The following is a 16,233-nucleotide window of genomic DNA, read 5'->3' as shown; positions in this document are numbered from 1 at the left end:
ACGGCGGGGGCCGGCGCACACCGCCGGCCCCCGCCGCCCGGGACCTCACTCCTTCTCGTCGGCGCGCCCGGCGCACTCCGCGCAGGTGCCGAAGATCTCCACCGTGTGTGCCACGTTCACGTATCCGTGCTGCGTGGCGATCGACTCCGCCCACTGCTCCACGGCGGGACCCTCGACCTCGACGGCCTTGCCGCACATCCGGCACACCAGGTGGTGGTGGTGTTCGCCGGTCGAGCAGCGGCGGTACACGGACTCGCCGTCCGTGGTGCGCAGCACGTCCACCTCGCCCGCGTCGGCGAGGGACTGGAGGGTGCGGTAGACGGTGGTCAGCCCGACCGAGTCGCCGCGGTGCTTGAGCACGTCGTGCAGCTCCTGGGCACTGCGGAACTCGTCCACCTCGTCGAGCGCCGCCGCCACCGCCGCCCGCTGCCGGGTCGACCGGCCACGTACCGGGGCCGCGTTCGTTCCACTGATCGGCGCCGTCGCCACAGCCGCCTCCTCGTGTCGCCCGTACCTGTGTCGGGCCATTGTGCCAGTCCGCCCGGTTCTCGTGGTCACACCCGGAGCTCGTCCTCCACGGGACTGCCGGCCCCTGCTTCAAGGGTGCACTCGCCGGACGCCTCCTCGCTCCGGCGGGCCCGCCGCCGGGCCAGCGGGGTCGCGAGCAGCGTCAGGGCGACGAAGACCACGATGGCCAGCAGCACGATCGTGGCACCGGGCGGTACGTCCTGGTAGTACGAGGTGACGGTGCCGGCCAGGGTCACCGCCGTACCGATGACGACCGACAGCACGAACGTCAGCCGGAACGACCGGGAGATCTGCTGCGCCGCCGCGACAGGCACCACCATCAGGGCGCTGACCAGCAGCAGCCCGACGACCCGCATCGCCACGGTGACGGTCACCGCCGCGGTCACGGCGACCAGCAGGTTCAGCGCGCGCACCGGCAGCCCGGTGACGCGGGCGAACTCCTCGTCCTGGCTGACCGCGAACAGCTGTCGCCGCAGCCCCAGCGTCACCAGCAGGACGAAGGCGGCCAGCAGGCAGATCGCGGTGATGTCCTCGGTGGAGACGGTGGCGAGCGAGCCGAAGAGGTACGAGGTGAGGTTGGCGTTGGAGCCGGTGTCGGAGAGGTTGATCAGCAGGACGCCGCCCGCCATGCCGCCGTAGAACAGCATGGCCAGGGCGATGTCGCCGCGGGTGCGTCCGTACCAGCGGATCAGCTCCATCACCATGGAGCCGGCGACGGCGACCGCCGTGGCCATCCACACCGGGCTGGTGGACAGCAGGAAGCCGAGGCCGACGCCGGTCATCGCGATGTGACCGATGCCGTCGCCCATCAGGGCCTGGCGGCGCTGGACGAGGTAGACGCCGACCGAGGGGGCGATGACGCCGACCAGGACGGCGGCGAGCAGGGCCCGCTGCATGAAGGGGGGATCGAGGAATTCCATGATCAGCTCAGCAGTCCGGTCCGGACGGGCTCGGTGGCCGCGTGGGGGTGTACATGGTCGTGTCCCGGCAGGGCGTGCTGGCCCACCGCCTTCGGGGGCGCCCCGTCGTGCGTCACGCAGCCGTCGCGCAGCACGACCGCGCGGTCGATCAGCGGCTCCAGCGGGCCGAGTTCGTGCAGCACCAGCAGCACGGTGGCGCCGGTGGCGACCTGTTCGCGGAGCGTCGTGGCCAGGATCTCCTGGCTGCCCAGGTCGACGCCGGCCATCGGCTCGTCCATGATCAGCAGCTCCGGTTCGGCGGCCAGCGCCCGGGCGATCAGCACGCGCTGGTGCTGTCCGCCGGAGAGCGCGTTCACCGAGTCCCCGGCCCGGTCGCTCAGGCCGACCAGCTCGATGGCCCGGTCGACGGCGGCCCGGTCCGCCCTGCGGAGCGGGCCCAACCGCGTACGGGAGAGCCGCCCGGACGAGACGACCTCGCGGATCGTGGCGGGCACGCCGCCCGAGGCGGTGGTGCGCTGGGGCACGTAGCCGACGCGGGACCAGGCGCGGAAGCGGCGCAGCGGGGTGCCGAACAGTTCGACGGAGCCGCCGGTGAGCGGGACCTGGCCGATGACGGAGCGCACGGCGGTCGACTTGCCCGAGCCGTTGGCGCCGAGCAGCGCGACGACCTCGCCGCGGTGGACCGTCAGGTCGATGCCGCGCAGCACCGCACGCGCGCCGAGCGTGGCCGTGGCGCCCCTGAGGGCTATCACGGGGTCTGTGGTGCTCCCGTACTCGGGCATGAGCGCCTCCGATGCTGCTGTGGCGGTTGTCGCGTGGGTCTCGGGGGACGCGGTCGCCGCTTCTGTCGTGTGGGCGGCGTCCGCCGTGCGGGGCGCATCGGCCGTGGGGGTCGTGTGGGTCACTTCGCGCCGAGTGCCTTCTGCAGTGCGGCGAGGTTGGACCGCATGACCTCGATGTAGTCGTCGCCCTTGGACTTGTCCGTGATTCCCTCCAGCGGGTCCAGGACGTCCGTCTTCAGACCGGTGTCCCGGGCGAGGGTCTTCGCGGTCCGGTCGCTGGCGAGGGTCTCGAAGAACACGGTGGTGACCTTGTTCTTCCGCGCGATGGCGTGGATCTCGCTGATCCGGGCGGGGCTGGGCTCGGCCTCGGGGTCGACGCCGGCGATGCCCTCCTGGGTGAGGCCGTAGCGCTCGGCGAGGTAGCCGAAGGCGGAGTGGGTGGTGATGAAGGTCCTGGTCGCGGTGGACTTCAGGCCCGTCTCGTACGCCGTGTTCAGCTCGTCGATCTTGCCGACCAGGGCTTCCGTGTTCTTGCGGTAGTCGGCGGCATGGTCGGGGTCGGCCTTCTCCAGCGACTTCCCGACGCCCTTGGCGACCTCGGCGTACTTCACCGGGTTCAGCCAGATGTGGGGGTCTGCCCCGGCCTCGTCGCCGTGGTGCTCGTGGCCGTGGTCGTCGCTCCCGGCGTGGTCGTGGTCGTCGCCCGCCTCGGTGCCGTGTTCCTCCAGCTTCGTGAGCTCGGAGGCGTCGACGACGTTCTTGACGCCGGACTGCTTGATGGCGTCGTCGACGGCGGGCTGGATGCCCTTGAGGTAGAGGACGTAGTCGGCGTCGCTCAGCCCGCCGATCTGCCTCGGGCTGAGCTCCAGGTCGTGCGGCTCGACGCCCGGCTTGGTCAGTGTGGTGACCGAGACGTGCTCTCCGCCGATCTGCTCGGCCAGGTACTGCATCGGATAGAACGAGGCCACCACGTCGAGCTTGTCGCCGTTCTTGTGATCGGCGGCGTCCGAGGCGGAGCAGGCCGTGAGGGCGGTGAGGCCAAGGGTGACCGCTCCGGCGAGGGTGATGGTGGGTATGAGGCGGCTGACGTTCATGACACTCATTTTCAATGAAATTGGAAACGATTGTCAACAAGGATGATGAGATGGTCACGCGGCCGACCGGACCGCCACCGATTTGATCCGAGGGGCGGGCCCGCCGGTAATCTGTAGCATTCGACGTTCGTCCTCGTAATGAAGAGAGCACCGTGGCCGCCGACAAGATCGACTCCATCGTCAGCCTGAGCAAGCGCCGTGGCTTCGTCTATCCCTGCAGTGAGATCTACGGTGGTCAGCGGGCCGCCTGGGACTACGGGCCGCTGGGCGTCGAGCTGAAGGAGAACCTCAAGCGCCAGTGGTGGCGCTACATGGTCACCTCGCGCGAGGACGTGGTCGGAATCGACTCGTCGGTCATCCTGGCCTCCGAGGTGTGGGCCGCCTCCGGCCACATCGCCACGTTCACCGACCCGCTGACCGAGTGCACCTCCTGCCACAAGCGCTTCCGCGCCGATCACCTGGAGGAGGCGTACGAGGAGAAGCACGGCCACCTCCCCGCGAACGGCCTGACCGACCTCAACTGCCCCAACTGCGGCAACAAGGGCACGTTCACCGAGCCCAAGCAGTTCTCCGGTCTGCTCTCCACCCACCTCGGCCCGACCCAGGACTCCGGCTCGGTCGCCTACCTGCGCCCCGAGACCGCCCAGGGCATCTTCACCAACTTCGCCCAGGTCCAGCAGACCTCGCGCCGGAAGCCGCCGTTCGGCATCGCCCAGATGGGCAAGTCCTTCCGCAACGAGATCACGCCCGGCAACTTCATCTTCCGCACCCGTGAGTTCGAGCAGATGGAGATGGAGTTCTTCGTCAAGCCGGGCGAGGACGAGAAGTGGCACGAGTACTGGATGGAGCAGCGCTGGAACTGGTACACCGGCCTGGGCCTGCGCGAGGAGAACATGCGGTGGTTCGAGCACCCGCAGGAGAAGCTCTCGCACTACTCCAAGCGCACCGCCGACATCGAGTACCGCTTCCGCTTCGGCGGCAGCGAGTGGGGTGAGCTGGAGGGCGTCGCCAACCGTACGGACTACGACCTCAAGGCGCACTCCAAGGCGTCCGGCACCGACCTGTCGTTCTTCGACCAGGAGGCCGGCGAGCGCTGGACCCCGTTCGTCATCGAGCCGGCAGCCGGTGTCGGCCGCGCGATGCTCGCCTTCCTCCTCGACGCCTACATCGAGGACGAGGCGCCCAACGCGAAGGGCGTCATGGAGAAGCGCACCGTGATGCGCCTCGACCCGCGCCTCGCGCCGGTCAAGGTCGCCGTGCTGCCGCTGTCCCGCAACCCGCAGCTGTCGCCGAAGGCCAAGGGTCTCGCCGCCGACCTGCGGCAGAACTGGAACATCGAGTTCGACGACGCGGGCGCCATCGGCCGCCGCTACCGCCGCCAGGACGAGATCGGTACGCCGTTCTGCGTCACCGTCGACTTCGACACCCTGGACGACAACGCGGTGACCGTGCGCGAGCGCGACACCATGAAGCAGGAGCGCGTCTCCCTGGACCAGATCCAGGCCTACCTCGGCGCCCGCCTGCTCGGCTGCTGACGCCCGCTCGCACCGCCCGGTCCGTAGCGGCGGCCCGGTCCGTCGCATCGGCCGGAGCCCCCGGTTCCCCGCACCCCGTGCGGAGGAGCCGGGGGCTCCGTCGTATGCCGCCGTGCGCGGTTCCGGGCCGACGCGCGGGAAAAGCGGATGCGGTGGCGGACGGGGGCGCAGTACGGTGCCGCCATGTCTTCTTCGTTCTTCCAGATCTACGAGTGAGAGCGCGGCGGGTCCGAGCACCCGCCGCCCACCGGATCGATCAGAGGCCGACTCGGGCCTCCTTCCCCCCTCTCGCCCTTCACCATGAATGGGAGAACACCGTGGCCAAGAGCCGCAACAGCCTTCTCGGCGTGGGCGGACAGCGCAAGAAGCTGTCCCGCGCCGACCAGCAGGGCATGGGCCCCGCACGCCAGGCCGACCGCAAGGCGGCCGCCGACCAGAAGCAGGAACTGCTGCGCCGGATGCGCGAGCGTACGCAGTCGGCTCCGGACCTGGCGCGGGATGAGTCGTCGTCGGACGGCTCGTCGCAGCCGGACATGACCGAGCAGGACGGCCCGGCGCAGAGCTGACCGCTCCCCGATCCCCGTACGAACGCGCACCGTTCGCCGACCGCATCGGCCGGGACGCGTGAGGACGCCCCGTCGGCCGACCGGGCGTCCGGGAACGGAAGCCGGACCGCCACGGCGGAGGACCCGAGTGGATCGGGGCCTTTGCCGTGGCGCGTTTCCGGGCTCGATCGAAGTGGCGAGAAGGGCTCTCAGCGCTTGGTGGTGCTGTTGAACAGCGAGCGCGACCAGACGTAGCCGACCAGGGCGATGCCGACGCACCAGGCGAGCGAGATCCAGGCGTTGTTCCCGATCTCCGAGCCGGAGAGCAGGCCGCGCAGGGTCTCGGTCATCGGTGTGAACGGCTGGTGCTCGGCGAACCAGCGCAGGCCCGGTGACATCGAGTCGGCCGGCACGAAGGCGGAGCCGAGGAACGGCAGGAACTGGATCAGCAGCGGCTTGTTGCTCGCGGACTCGACGGTCTTGGAGATCAGGCCGAGTGCCACCGACAGCCAGGTGACGGCGAACGCGATCGCCGCGAGCAGACCGGCCGCGGCCAGCCACTCCAGCGGGCTCGCCCCCGAGCGGAAGCCGACGGCGAGCGCCACGCCCACGACCAGCACGGTGCACACCATCGTCTGGATGACGCTGCCGATGACATGGCCCGTCATGAACGACGAGCGCGTGATGCTCATGGTGCGGAAGCGGTTGATGATGCCCTCGGTCATGTCGGAGCAGACCGCGATCGAGGTCGACATCGAGCCGGCGGCCACACCCATGACGATGATGCCCGGGGTCAGGTAGTTCAGATACGCGTCCCGGCCGCCCCCCATGCCGGCGCCGATCGAGTCACCGAAGGCGTACACGAACAGCAGCAGCATCAGGATCGGCGTCATGGCGCTGCCGAACCCCACGCTCGGATAGCGGATCGCGTGCTTGAGGTTGCGCCGCAGCATCGTCATCGAATCGTGCACGGCGTAGGCGAGGGTGCTCATCGCAGGGTCTCCCTGATGTGAAGCGCGGAGGTGGTGCCGGTGCTGGTGGTGCCGTCGCCGGTCAGGGCGAGGAACACGTCGTCGAGGTCGGGGGTGTGCACGGAGAAGTCGGCGGCCCGGATGCCGGCGGCGTCGAGCCGGTCGAGCAGGGCGCGCAGCGCGCCGATGCCGCCGTCGCCCGCCACGCGCAGGGCGAGGTTCTCGTCGTCGCGGGCCGCGCAGGGGAAGGCGGCGCCCGCGCGCTCGTACTCGGCGGGGTCGGTGAACCGCAGCCGTACGTGGCTGCCGGGGATCCGCGCCTTGAGCTCGTCCGCGGTGCCCTCGGCGATGATCCGGCCGCCGTCGAGCACGGCGATCCGGTCGGCGAGGTGGTCGGCCTCCTCCAGGTACTGGGTGGTGAGGAAGACGGTGGTGCCGCCCGCGACCAGCGAGCGCACCGTGTCCCACATGGTGCGGCGGCTGCGCGGGTCGAGCCCGGTCGTAGGCTCGTCCAGGAAGATCACCCGGGGGTCGCCGACCAGTGTCATGGCGATGTCGAGCCGACGCCGCATACCGCCGGAGAAGGTCGCGGCCCGCTTGTGCGCGACGTCCGCGATGTCGAACCGCTGAAGCAGCTCCCGGGTACGGGAGCGGCCTTCGTGCTTGCCGAGGCGCAGCAGGTCGGCCATGAGGAGCAGGTTCTCCTCGGCGGTGAGCAGGTCGTCGAGCGCGGCGAACTGCCCGGTGACGCCGATCGCGGCGCGCACCTTGTCCGGTGACGTGGCGACGTCGTGGCCCGCGACCAGGGCCTGCCCGCCGTCGACGGCGACGAGCGTGGAGAGGATCTGCACGGTGGTGGTCTTGCCGGCGCCGTTCGGTCCGAGCAGTGCGAACACGGACCCGGCCGGGATGTGCAGATCGATGCCGTCGAGCACGGTCTTGTCGCCGTACGACTTGCGCAGACCGACGGTGGAGACGGCGGCGGACGGTCGCGAACCGGCCGACCTTGGTGTGGGCATGACAGAAGAGCGCATGGGGTCCTCCCGTTCGAGGGCTGAGGTGACTGGGGAGCGGGCGAGTCGGCGGGCCGGTGCTCAGGCCTTGGCGCGGCGGATGTCGATGTTGCCCCAGCGGGTCCGGGCACGGACCTTGACGGTGTTCTCGGTCTCCGCCGGCGGGGCGGAGTCGGCGAGTGCGTTGTGCACCTGCCCGCGCTCGGAGCTGACGTCGAGCCACGCGGCGGTGCCCTCGCGGACGCCGACTTCGATGCCGCCGTAGGCGGTCTCCAGGTGGACGACCCCACCGGCGACTTCGGCGACGCGCAGGGCCCCGTGGGCGGTGGTGGCGGTGACCGAGCCCTCGGCACGCTCGATGTCGATGTCGCCGTGGGCGCCGCTCACCCGGAGGTCGCCGGTCACGGCGGCGACGGTCGTGTTGCCGTGCGAGTTCTTCAGGACGGCGGAACCGTCGACGATGCCGACGCGCAGGCTGCCGGAGCTGGTGGTGATCCCCGCCGTACCCTCGATCCGGTCGATGAAGACCGAGCTGTGGGAGGCGTTCAGCCGGAGCGGCCCGGTCACGTCGAAGCGGACGTTTCCGCCCGAGGTCTTCACCTGGACCTCGCCCAGCCGGCCCTCGCCGACCACCTGGGTCCAGGAGCCGGTCAGGTCGACGCGCGAGCCCGCGGGCAGCTCGACCGACACGTCGACGGCGCCGGTGGGGCCGATCAGGTAGCGCTGCTTCGTCCTGATGGTCAGGACGCCGCTCGCGTACACCACCTCGGTCTGCTCGGCGGCCCGCACGTCCTTGTTCTGCTTCGGGCTGGCGGGCCGCACCTCGACGACCGTGTCGAGGCGGTCGCTCGCGGTGAACCGGATCGAGCCTGCGCCGATGTGTGCGGTGACCGAAATCGGTTCGGGAGTGTCGAAAGAAGGCATGGCTGTACCGTCCTCATGAGTCCTTGGGGCGTCCCCGCTGGTGGGACGTGGTGGGGGTGAAGTGGAGCGGGCGCGGGCGCGGCTGGTGCTGCGACCGGAAACGTCTACCGGCTCGCGACGCCCGGCACGGCACCTCGCCGCGTTGTCGCATCACCCGAGTACGTCCGGTACGAGGGCGATCCTCCGCCTTGCGATGCACCGCACCGGACGCCGCGAGCTTCCCGGCAAACCTTTCCGGCCACAGCACTAGCGCACCCAGCCCGTGAAGCTCTGTCCGGTGGTACGGGACTTCTCCGGGGTACGCGCTCGCGCGCCGCCGTCGACCGCGGCTGACACGGCCCGCACCAGCCATGCGTTGACCGACAGGCCCTCGCGGCTCGCGGCCTCCTCGGCGCGCGCCTTGAGGTGTGCCGGCAGCCGCAGATTGACGCGGGCGGTGCCGCCTTCGTCGCTGTCGGCGGGCGTCTGCGCCCTGACCGGTTCGACGGGGACGACGGCCGCTTCCGTGACGCTGCCGCCGGGCGGTGGCGTCACCACGAAGTCGGGGTCCAGCCCGCGCAGCCGTACGTCGACCGAGCCGGGGGCGAGCTCGCGGGTGATCTCGTCCATCGCGGCGGAGAGGACATTGAGCATGGTCAGACGGGTCGCCGACTCCAGAGGAGCGGTGAGCCGCTCGGCCAGCTCGCGGGCGTCTTCCCCGCCGGCTTCGGCGGCCACCGCGAGTTCGCGGCGCAGGGTGTCGACATACGGGGTGAGGTCCATGACGCCATGGTGGCATCATTGTGGCGCCATGCGCAAGCCCCGTCGCAAGCCCCGGTGGCGCCTCGCGCGGGGGTGATGCGAGGGTGTCCGCTCTGACCTGCGGAAACGTGGTGGAGGTGGGCTGAGTCGTGGTGGCGTCACGCCTGCTCATGTATCTGCGGTCGTGCGGGATGGCGCCAAGTGGCGCCAAGTGGCGCCAAGCGGTGTCACTTGGAGGTGCCGCCCCGCCCGGCGGCCGGAGCGGGGCTGGAGCGGCTTCAGGCCCGGGAGCTCGCCGTGGGCTGCTTCCCGACGCGGGCGGCCGTCCGGGCCTCCAGGCGTACGGCGGTCCGGCGCGCCGTCTCCCGCGCCCAGCGCCCGCTCGTCAGCGCCCCCACCAGCAGGACGCACAGCCCGCATCCGGTGATGATCCACCACGCGGGCCTGCCCGCGTCCACGAAGGCGGCCGCGTACGCGGAGCCGCGCGGCGACCCGGTCCCGGCCACGCCCGCCGCGAGCACCGCGCCGATCACGGCGACCCCGAGCGTCCCGCCGACCTGCCGGCTGGTCGAGGCGACGGCCGCGGCCACCCCGGCCTGGGCGCGGGGCATCCCGGACACGGCCGTGTTGGTGATCGGCGCGTTCACCATGCCGAAGCCGATGCCGAACAGCACGTACCCGGTGAACAGCAGGACGTTGTCCGTCTCTGCCTCGAACGCGGCGAACATCAGCCCGCACGCCGTCATGGCCGTCCCGGCCACGAGCAGTGGCAGCCGCGGCCCCCGGCCACCGACGAGCCGTCCGGACAGCGGGGCGCAGACGAAGGTCAGGGCCGCCATCGGCAGCATGTACAGACCGGCGTGCAGCGCGCTCAGTCCGCGCACGTTCTGCAGGTAGAGCGTGTTGAGGAACAGGAACCCGCTCAGCGCGGCGAACGCGCAGACCGCTATGGCGGTGGCCCCGCTGAACGGGGCGCTGCGGAAGAACCGCAGATCGATGAGGGGTTCGGCGCGCCGCGGCTCGTACAGCAACAGCCCGGCGAGGGCTGCGACGGCGAGCACGGCGAGTCCCAGGACATGCGGCGCGGTCCAGCCCACCGTCGGCGTCTCGATGATCACGTACGTCAGCGAGCCGAGCAGCGCCATCACCAGGAGCTGCCCCACCGGGTCAGGGCGGCGCGGTTCGGGGGCGCGGGACTCGGGGACGTAGCGCCAGGTGAGCAGCAGCGCGAGGAGGCCGACGGGCAGATTGACCCAGAAGATCGAGCGCCAGCCGACCGAGTCCACCAGCAGTCCGCCGACCAGCGGACCCGCCGCCATCGAGATGCCGACCACGCCGCCCCACACCCCGATGGCGCGGGCCCGTTCGCGTGGGTCGGTGAAGGTGTTGGTGATGATCGACATCGCGACCGGGTTCAGCATCGAACCGCCCACCGCCTGCACCATCCGGAACGCCACCAGCGACTCCAGGTTCGGCGCCAGGGAGCAGAGCAGCGAGCCGAGGGTGAAGAGGACCAGCCCGGTCCGGAACACCCGGCGACGCCCGATCCGGTCGGCGGTGGACCCCGCGAGCATCAGCAGCGAGGCCAGCACCAGGGTGTAGGCGTCGATCGTCCATTGCATGCCCGCGACGGTGGCGTGCAGTTCCTTCTGGATGGAGGGAAGGGCGACGTTCAGGACGGTGTTGTCGAGACTGACGATCAGCAGACTCATGCAGCAGATCGCCAGCACCAGTTGCTGTCGGCGGTGGCTGAGCTCGGGCATACATCGATAGTACGGTTAACTAATGAATCGCGCCGACCGGGCGGCGCCGGACGGGGTACTTCACGCCACGGACGGCGGCGGACCGCTCCGCGCCATACGCGACAATGGAGCAATGACCACGCTCGCCCCCTCGCTCCCGCAGCTCCGGATCGGCCCGCACACGGTGCAGCCGCCGGTGGTGCTCGCCCCCATGGCCGGCATCACCAACGCCCCGTTCCGCACCCTGTGCCGGGAGTTCTCCGGGGGCAAGGGGCTGTTCGTCAGCGAGATGATCACCACCCGGGCGCTGGTCGAGCGCAACGAGAAGACCATGCAGCTGATCCACTTCGACGCGAGCGAGATCCCGCGCTCGATCCAGCTGTACGGGGTGGACCCGGTCACCGTCGGCAAGGCCGTCCGCATGATCGTCGACGAGGGCCTCGCCGATCACATCGATCTGAACTTCGGCTGCCCGGTGCCCAAGGTGACCCGCAAGGGCGGCGGCTCCGCGCTCCCGTACAAGCGGCCGCTGCTGCGCGCGATCCTCAACCAGGCGGTCTCCAACGCGGGCGATCTGCCGGTCACCATCAAGATGCGCAAGGGCATCGACGACGACCACCTCACCTACCTCGACGCCGGCCGGATAGCCGTCGAGGAGGGCGTCAGGGCGGTCGCCCTGCACGGCAGGACGACCGCCCAGCACTACGGCGGCACCGCCGACTGGGACGCCATCGCCCGGCTCAAGGACCACGTCCCGGAGATCCCGGTGCTCGGCAACGGCGACATCTGGTGCGCGGACGACGCGCAGCGGATGATGCGCGAGACCGGCTGCGACGGCGTGGTCGTCGGGCGTGGCTGCCTGGGCCGTCCCTGGCTGTTCGGCGACCTGGTGAGCGCGTTCGAGGGCACCGGGACGAGGCGGGAGCCCCGGCTGCGCGAGGTCGCCGACGTGATGCTGCGGCACGCGACGCTGCTGGGGGAGTGGCTCGGCGACGAGGCGCGGGGCGTGATCGACTTCCGCAAGCACGTCGCCTGGTACCTCAAGGGCTTCTCGGTCGGCTCGGAGATGCGCAAGAAGCTGGCGGTCACCTCCTCGCTGGACGAGCTGGGCGCGCAGCTGAACGAGCTCGACCTGGACCAGCCGTGGCCGGACGGAGCCGACGGGCCGCGCGGGCGCACCTCGGGCAACAACCGCGTGGTGCTGCCGGACGGCTGGCTGAAGGACCCCTACGACCGCGCGGGCGTGAGCGCGGACGCGGAACTGGACACATCGGGCGGCTGAGTGCTGGTCGCGGCCGGCCTCCAAGGGCCGGCGACGGCGCCGAGGGCCCGCCGGGGACGTACTCCCCGGCGGGCCCTCGGCCTTTCCGCGGCCCGGCGCCCCGCGCCCCTCCCGGCGCCTGTGCCCCTCCCGCACATGAGGCACCGCGTGCCGCTGCAGATGGCGTACTCATCTGAGCGCCGGATCCGGCCAGATTCGGTGATATTTGGCCAGGCGGGCGTCCGGGTGCGCTCGTTACGCATGCCGCGAAGCGGGGTGCGCTCACGCTGAGCTACCACTCATTGATCAACGTGTGACCTTCGAGTGCTTTTCACGTGTCCAGATGGTGACATCTGAGCGCCGCCCATAGAGTGATTCTCGCCACCCTGAGAGTTACCCCGCTCAGATGAGCGCAATTCTGAGGGGTGCATTTCTCAAATGATGACACTCGGTGCCAGTAGCTCGTATTTTGATCGATCGACGCTTCCGTTGCGGAGAGTGGCCGTTCGGGGCAGCATTGATTGCGGCGAGTGGTGGTGTGTTCAAGAAGTGAACACTTATCTTCGGTGGGAGGACGGGCTGCGTCACTTTCGATCTGCTGGCGGACGAGTGGCTGAGCCCCCATGACGCGCAAGCAGACGTACCCAGACACCTTCGATCTGGGTATGTTCCTCGCCGTCAGGGCAGCCACCGCGTCTTCGAGGAGTCGAGACCCGTGTCGGAAAACAAAGATCCCCACGTATCCAACCCGGAATCCCCGGCGTCCCAGGGGCAGAAGTTCGTCTACGACTTCACCGAGGGCAACAAGGATCTGAAGGACCTCCTCGGTGGGAAGGGCGCGAACCTCGCCGAGATGACCAACCTCGGTCTCCCCGTTCCCCCGGGGTTCACCATCACCACCGACGCGTGCAAGGTCTACCTGGAGAGCGGCGCGGAGCCGGCGGAGCTGCGCGACGAGGTCAGCGCCCACCTCGACGCCCTTGAGGCGCGGATGGGCAAGAAGCTCGGCCAGGTGGACGACCCGCTGCTGGTCTCGGTCCGCTCCGGCGCGAAGTTCTCGATGCCCGGAATGATGGACACGGTCCTCAACATCGGTCTGTCCGACAAGTCCGTGGCCGGTCTCGCCACGCAGGCGGGCGACGAGCGGTTCGCGTGGGACTCCTACCGGCGCCTCATCCAGATGTTCGGCAAGACCGTGCTCGGCGTCGACGGCGACCTCTTCGAGGCGGCGCTGGAGGCGGCGAAGGAGACCAAGGGCGTCACGGTCGACGTGGATCTCGACGCGGCCGACCTGAAGAAGCTGGTCAAGCAGTTCAAGAAGATCGTTTCGAGCGAGGCCGGACGCGACTTCCCGCAGGACCCGCGCGAGCAGATGGACCTGGCCATAAAGGCGGTCTTCGACTCGTGGAACACCGACCGGGCCAAGCTGTACCGCCGCCAGGAGCGCATCCCCGGCGACCTCGGCACCGCCGTCAACGTCTGCTCGATGGTCTTCGGCAACCTCGGCCCCGACTCCGGCACGGGCGTCGCGTTCACCCGCGACCCGGCCAGTGGCCACCAGGGCGTCTACGGCGACTACCTGCAGAACGCGCAGGGCGAGGACGTGGTCGCCGGTATCCGGAACACGGTGCCGCTCGCCGATCTGGAGTCGATCGACAAGAAGTCGTACGACCAGCTGATGCAGATCATGGAAAAGCTCGAAACGCACTACAAGGACCTGTGCGACATCGAGTTCACCATCGAGCGCGGTCGGCTGTGGATGCTGCAGACCCGGGTCGGCAAGCGCACCGCAGGTGCCGCCTTCCGGATCGCGACCCAGCTCGTCGACCAGGGCCTGATCGACGAGGCCGAGGCACTCCAGCGGGTCAACGGGGCCCAGCTCGCGCAGCTGATGTTCCCGCGCTTCGACGAGGAGGCGGACACCGAGCTGCTCGGCCGGGGCATCGCGGCCTCGCCCGGCGCCGCGGTCGGCAAGGCCGTGTTCGACTCGTACACCGCGGTGAAGTGGTCCCGGTCCGGCGAGAAGGTCATCCTGATCCGCCGTGAGACCAACCCCGACGACCTCGACGGCATGATCGCGGCCGAGGGCATCCTGACCTCGCGCGGCGGCAAGACCTCGCACGCCGCCGTCGTCGCCCGCGGCATGGGCAAGACCTGCGTCTGCGGTGCCGAGGAGCTGGAGGTCGACACCAAGCGCCGCCGGATGACAGTGGGCGGCCGGGTCGTCGAGGAAGGGGACGTCGTCTCCATCGACGGCTCCACCGGCAAGGTGTACCTGGGCGAGGTGCCCGTCGTGCCGTCCCCGGTGGTCGAGTACTTCGAGGGCCGGATGCACGCGGGCGCCGACGACGCCGACGAGCTGGTCTCCGCCGTGCACCGGATCATGGCGTACGCGGACCGGGTGCGCCGGCTGCGGGTGCGCGCCAACGCCGACAACGCCGAGGACGCGCTGCGGGCCCGCCGCTTCGGCGCCCAGGGCATCGGCCTGTGCCGCACCGAGCACATGTTCCTCGGCGAGCGGCGCGGGATGGTCGAGAAGCTGATCCTGGCGGACACCGACGACGAGCGCGAAGCCGCGCTGGCGGAGCTGCTCCCGCTCCAGAAGGCCGACTTCATCGAGCTGTTCGAGGCGATGGACGGACTGCCCGTCACCGTGCGGCTGCTGGACCCGCCGCTGCACGAGTTCCTGCCCGACATCACCGAGCTCTCGGTGCGGGTCGCGCTCGCCGAGGCCCGCCAGGACGCCAACGAGAACGACCTGCGTCTGCTCCAGGCGGTGCACAAGCTGCACGAGCAGAACCCCATGCTCGGTCTGCGCGGCGTCCGTCTCGGTCTCGTCATCCCCGGACTGTTCGCCATGCAGGTACGGGCGATCGCCGAGGCCGCGGCCGAGCGCAAGAACGCCAAGGGCGACCCGCGCGCCGAGATCATGATCCCGCTCGTCGGCACGGTGCAGGAGCTGGAGATCGTCCGCGACGAGGCCGACCAGGTCATCGCCGAGGTCGAGGCGGCCACCGGCACCCAGCTGAAGCTGTCCATCGGCACCATGATCGAGCTGCCGCGTGCCGCGCTGACCGCCGGTCAGATCGCCGAGGCCGCACAGTTCTTCTCCTTCGGCACGAACGACCTGACCCAGACGGTGTGGGGCTTCTCCCGCGACGACGTGGAGGCATCGTTCTTCACCGCGTACCTGGAGAAGGGCATCTTCGGGGTGTCGCCGTTCGAGACGATCGACAAGGACGGTGTCGGCTCGCTGGTCCGCAGCGCCGTCGAGGCCGGCCGGGCCACCCGCCCGGACCTGAAGCTGGGCGTCTGCGGCGAGCACGGCGGCGACCCGGATTCGGTGCACTTCTTCCACGAGGTGGGCCTGGACTACGTGTCCTGCTCCCCGTTCCGCATCCCCGTCGCCCGCCTCGAAGCGGGCCGGGCGGCGGCGGAGTCCGTCGGCAGCGACAGCCGCTGACGCGGTCCGTCCCCCGACTTCCGGGGCCGCCGCCCGCCGGTTCGTACCCCTCAGCGGCCCGGCGGCGGCCCCGGAACTTCCGGTACCGGGAATTCCGGCACCGGACCTGCGGAGCCGGGACAGCCCTTGAGGTGAAATCCCGAGGCGGCGGCCCCTGTGCGGGCCGCCGCCTCGTTCTGCCCCGGCCGTGTGCCGCCTTCCGGCTGTGCGCGGAGCCGTTCCGGCTGCTTCCATCCGTGTGCCCGTGTGCCCGTGTGCCCGTGTGCCCGTGTGGCTGTGCCCTGCCCGCCTGCGTGCCTGGTGTGCTCGCGCGCCTGAGCGGTCGCTCCGGCCGGGGGTGGCGAAATGGCTGTGCGATTCTGTGCCATTTCTTTGTTCTTCAATGCAAGAAGTTTGTTCAATGCAGAAAGATGTGGGCCGGTATCGGATCGGGATCCCGTAAACGATGCGGTAACGCGGCGGTAGGGCCGAAAGGGCCACGGTGCCGCGGTGAGCGGGGCACCCGTAACGGACCGGGATACGGCCCGTGGATCCCCACCCACGGACCGCACCCCGGCTTACCCCCGTCGGGTGCGGAGCCGCACCGTCGCCGACCGCCGCCGAACGAGCAAAACCCCCCACGGCCTTCACTCGCTCTTCCGGTGGCTTCGGATACGCACCCGACGCCGTACAGCTTTCCGGTGGCGACGCGCGGAGGCGAGACGTTTCACCTCT

The 16,233-nt window shown here is 70.2% G+C and carries 13 protein-coding genes; 4 read left to right on the top strand and 9 right to left on the bottom strand.

Annotated features, from left to right (window positions below; genetic code table 11):
* Positions 1–45: 45 nt before the first annotated feature.
* The 4 genes from AB0E67_RS09270 to AB0E67_RS09255 form a co-directional block, all read right to left on the bottom strand.
* On the bottom strand, positions 46–489 hold the full coding sequence (locus AB0E67_RS09270; RefSeq protein ID WP_073787454.1) for a Fur family transcriptional regulator: 444 nt from the start codon (positions 487–489) through the stop codon (positions 46–48).
* A gap of 65 nt (positions 490–554) precedes the next feature.
* On the bottom strand, positions 555–1,448 hold the full coding sequence (locus AB0E67_RS09265; protein WP_362023027.1) for a metal ABC transporter permease: 894 nt from the start codon (positions 1,446–1,448) through the stop codon (positions 555–557).
* A gap of 2 nt (positions 1,449–1,450) precedes the next feature.
* Entirely contained in the window at positions 1,451–2,230 is a 780-nt protein-coding gene (locus AB0E67_RS09260) for a metal ABC transporter ATP-binding protein (RefSeq protein WP_362023598.1), read from the bottom strand.
* 119 nt (positions 2,231–2,349) lie between these two features.
* A complete protein-coding gene (locus AB0E67_RS09255; protein ID WP_362023024.1) occupies positions 2,350–3,324 on the bottom strand; it encodes a metal ABC transporter substrate-binding protein in 975 nt (324 codons plus the stop codon).
* Between the two features lie 152 nt (positions 3,325–3,476).
* Between AB0E67_RS09255 and AB0E67_RS09250 the strand changes: the two genes are divergently transcribed.
* Positions 3,477–4,859, top strand: a complete 1,383-nt coding sequence (locus AB0E67_RS09250; RefSeq protein WP_362023021.1) for a glycine--tRNA ligase — start codon at positions 3,477–3,479, stop codon at positions 4,857–4,859.
* Positions 4,860–5,176: 317 nt separating this feature from the next.
* Positions 5,177–5,425 (top strand): DUF6243 family protein, encoded by a 249-nt coding sequence (locus AB0E67_RS09245; protein WP_362023018.1) that lies wholly within the window; start codon positions 5,177–5,179, stop codon positions 5,423–5,425.
* 188 nt (positions 5,426–5,613) lie between these two features.
* On the opposite strand, the gene AB0E67_RS09240 is transcribed toward AB0E67_RS09245, so the two are convergent.
* From AB0E67_RS09240 to AB0E67_RS09220, 5 genes are all read right to left on the bottom strand, one after another.
* On the bottom strand, positions 5,614–6,396 hold the full coding sequence (locus tag AB0E67_RS09240) for an ABC transporter permease (protein WP_362023015.1): 783 nt from the start codon (positions 6,394–6,396) through the stop codon (positions 5,614–5,616).
* Positions 6,393–7,394, bottom strand: a complete 1,002-nt coding sequence (locus AB0E67_RS09235; RefSeq protein ID WP_362023012.1) for an ATP-binding cassette domain-containing protein — start codon at positions 7,392–7,394, stop codon at positions 6,393–6,395. Before AB0E67_RS09235 ends, AB0E67_RS09240 begins: the two co-directional genes overlap by 4 nt.
* Positions 7,395–7,469: 75 nt before the next feature.
* Complete coding sequence (locus AB0E67_RS09230) at positions 7,470–8,312, bottom strand: DUF4097 family beta strand repeat-containing protein (protein ID WP_362023010.1); 843 nt, start codon at positions 8,310–8,312, stop codon at positions 7,470–7,472.
* Between the two features lie 246 nt (positions 8,313–8,558).
* Positions 8,559–9,074 (bottom strand): toxin-antitoxin system HicB family antitoxin, encoded by a 516-nt coding sequence (locus AB0E67_RS09225; RefSeq protein WP_362023007.1) that lies wholly within the window; start codon positions 9,072–9,074, stop codon positions 8,559–8,561.
* A gap of 257 nt (positions 9,075–9,331) precedes the next feature.
* Positions 9,332–10,816 carry an MFS transporter gene (locus AB0E67_RS09220; protein WP_362023004.1) on the bottom strand — a complete coding sequence of 495 codons (1,485 nt, stop codon included), beginning with the start codon at positions 10,814–10,816 and terminating at the stop codon, positions 9,332–9,334.
* A gap of 112 nt (positions 10,817–10,928) precedes the next feature.
* On the opposite strand from AB0E67_RS09220, the gene dusB reads away from it, so the two are divergent.
* A complete protein-coding gene (dusB, locus tag AB0E67_RS09215; protein ID WP_362023002.1) occupies positions 10,929–12,077 on the top strand; it encodes a tRNA dihydrouridine synthase DusB in 1,149 nt (382 codons plus the stop codon).
* Between the two features lie 694 nt (positions 12,078–12,771).
* The gene (ppdK, locus tag AB0E67_RS09210; protein WP_362022999.1) at positions 12,772–15,519 is read left to right on the top strand and encodes a pyruvate, phosphate dikinase; all 2,748 of its coding nucleotides are present in this window, start codon (positions 12,772–12,774) and stop codon (positions 15,517–15,519) included.
* Positions 15,520–16,233 lie beyond the last annotated feature (714 nt).

The organism is Streptomyces sp. NPDC032161 (assembly GCF_040636995.1).
Taxonomy (GTDB): domain Bacteria; phylum Actinomycetota; class Actinomycetes; order Streptomycetales; family Streptomycetaceae; genus Streptomyces.
Note: the sequence above shows the minus strand (reverse complement) of the source record. Positions and strands in the feature narration are given on the sequence as shown.